General features: G+C 57.6%; 2 protein-coding genes. One reads left to right on the top strand and one right to left on the bottom strand.

The genetic code is table 11. The annotated features are described in order from the left end of the window. Positions 1–334: 334 nt before the first annotated feature. Entirely contained in the window at positions 335–1558 is a 1224-nt protein-coding gene (locus QJQ48_RS27735) for an ATP-dependent nuclease (RefSeq protein WP_346294445.1), read from the bottom strand. A gap of 112 nt (positions 1559–1670) precedes the next feature. Here QJQ48_RS27735 and QJQ48_RS27730 point away from each other — a divergent pair. Further along, positions 1671–2623, top strand: a protein-coding gene (locus tag QJQ48_RS27730; protein ID WP_346294444.1) for an IS630 family transposase whose coding sequence is annotated in 2 segments (ribosomal slippage) — positions 1671–2013 and positions 2013–2623 — 954 coding nt in all. Because the reading frame shifts where the segments join, the coding sequence is not laid out codon by codon here. Positions 2624–2637: the final 14 nt, after the last annotated feature.

Genomic DNA, 2637 nt, shown 5'->3' with positions numbered 1-2637 from the left:
CCTTCCCTGTAGGGGAAGGTGGCGCCGCGCGAAGCGCGGTGACGGATGGGGCGCGCCGCCAGGCGCGTTCCGCGCAGCGGAAACCCCACGCCGGCCTCGCCTTGCCGCCGGCCGATTCCGGCTGCGCCGAACACGCCTCCGGCGTGCCCCATCCGTCTCGCCGCTCCGCGGCGATCCACCTCCCCCTACAAAGGAGAGGCGCCTGCGCTGGGCGGTGAGCTCCGCGACGGGCCACGCCGGTACAGGACGATCGCAACGCATCGGTGTTGGCGCTTCACCTTCGAGGTGCCAGGACAGCCGACGGCTTGCCAGCTGCAAATTCGCAGCGGTTCTTTCAATCCTGCTTACAAAAAATCTCAAAGCGGTCCAGAATATGCTTTAATTGTTTATCGATTCTCTCCTTCGGCATATCATCAATTAAATTTGAAAAAGTGAGTGAGCTTCCGAAATTCTCATCGAGAGCCGACGAGAGGCGGCCAACAAGCTTTTTGCCCGGGAGAACAGAGAATCTATAGTTCACATCCGCCCAATGCTGGTTTATTTCCTTAGACTTTGCTTCGTGTAGAGTGGCTTTTGAAATGCCATTTGAACGCTTAAGCATGAAGTCAACGTAGTGCGTAATCAACTGAGCCTCAGCTTGAAAACGCATATCCGCAGTAACTTCATTGATGATTGCCAGCGCTGCTTCTTCCGGCAACACCTTACCCCTTGCAGAGACGGCCTTCTGCATTGTTTTGATCAAACTGTCTCGATCAAGAAAATAATTTTCAATTTCCTTGCGTTCTAAAACGTGACATTCAAGATCTGCTTCGGACATCTCCGATAGAAATACGGCCACCTCCTCAGAACACCGGTAGTCTCGGTCAAAGAGACAAATGGCTTGCAGCTTCAGCTCAAGTATTTTCTCGAAAGCCCACAAGGCGCTTTTGACACGAACGGCCTGAGAGAACCCCTCTGTCTTTAAGACGAGAATATCAGTACTCGTCGCAAAATGATTATAATCGCATCGCTTTGCCAGTCGACGCAGAAGTTTGCTATCATCTCCCTCGAAAAAAATGACTTTCTTTGCTCGAGAGAGGCGTGAGAACGCGACATTCTCAACGGAACCCAGGTAAGCAAGTATTTTCTGAAAATCGTCTTCCTCGGCGATACGCTTACCTGTTCTAAAACGTGCATTCACGGATACAACATCACGTTCATCAACTTCATTAATTATTTCGACGGCATGCGTTGCCAGAATAGTCTGCTGAAAGCGTTGTGAAACGAAGCGAGTAAGTCGCCGCTGTAAGTCTGGATGCAGGTAAACATCTGGCTCGTCTATTACGACGCTTGCTGAATGCGATGCACTAAGAATATGAGTTAACACCTGGAGCCAAACTTGAAATCCAAACCCTGACCAGTAAATCTCACGATCGTGTCTATTCTCAGAAAAAAACATCCGCACGTAGTTCGGCAAGCCACGAACCAACTCCGGCTTTGAAATACTTACACCCGGCCAACTCTCTTCGACGAGTGCGCGAAACTCTAGAAATTCTTCATCAGATTTACGAAACCAGATATTTCTGAAAGCTCGACTAGAGCAGATCGCTTCCTGATGGAATCGCGGGAGGGATTCCCTTCGTGGCTGGTTCGTGATTCACGGTAGAGGCTGGCGGAGGAGGCCAGCCTCCATGACGAAGCCCCTCTCGATGGATCTGAGGCAGCGCGTCCTCGCCGCGATTGATTCCGGAATGAGCCGCCATGCCGCGGCGGCGCGGTTCGGGATCGCGCCGTCCACGGCGGTGAAGTGGTTCGACCTTCGGCGCAAGACGGGCTCGGTCGCGCCGCGGGCGCAAGGCGGCGACACGCGGTCGAGCCGGATCGAGGCGCTCGGCCCCGCGATCCTCGCAATGGTGGAGGAGGCGCCCGATCTCACCCTGGTCGAGATCGCCGAGCGTCTCGAGCGCGAGCACGGCGAACGCTTCGCGCCCTCGACGGTGCACCGCTTCTTCGGCCGTCACGGCCTGACGTTCAAAAAAAGTCCGCCCACGCCAGCGAGCAGGACCGCGCCGACGTCGCCGCGGCCCGCGAGGCCTGGTTCGAGGAGCAGCCCGATCTGGACCCGCAGCGGCTGATCTTCATCGACGAGACCTGGCTCAACACCAAGATGACGCGGCTGCGGGGCCGCGCCCCCGAAGGCGAGCGCCTGCGCGCCGGCGTCCCTCACGGTCACTGGCGCACCACCACCTTCGTGGCCGGGCTCAGGATCGGCGGGATCGATGCGCCGATGCTGATCGACGGCGCGATCAACGGGGCGAGCTTCCTCGCCTACGTCCAGCAGGTCCTGGTACCGACGCTGAACCCCGGCGACGTGGTGATCATGGACAACCTCGCCAGCCACAAGACCCCCGCCGTGCGCGAGGCCATCGAGACCGCAGGGGCCGAGCTGCGCTTCCTGCCGCCATACAGCCCGGACTTCAACCCCATCGAGAACGCCTTCGCCAAGCTCAAGGCCCTGCTCAGGAAAGTCGCAGCCCGGACGCGCGACGCCCTCTGGAGCGCCGTCGCCGACGCCATCGAGGCCTTCCCCCCAGCAGAATGCGCAAACTTCTTCACCGCCGCAGGTTATGAACCCGAGTGGTGAGAATCTGCTCTAGC

It is taken from the genome of Sphaerothrix gracilis Ecp01, assembly GCF_030405905.1.
Classification (GTDB): Bacteria; Cyanobacteriota; Cyanobacteriia; order Phormidesmidales; family Phormidesmidaceae; genus Sphaerothrix; species Sphaerothrix gracilis.
The sequence above is the reverse complement of the archived record's forward strand: the minus strand, read 5'-3'. Positions and strand labels throughout refer to the sequence as shown.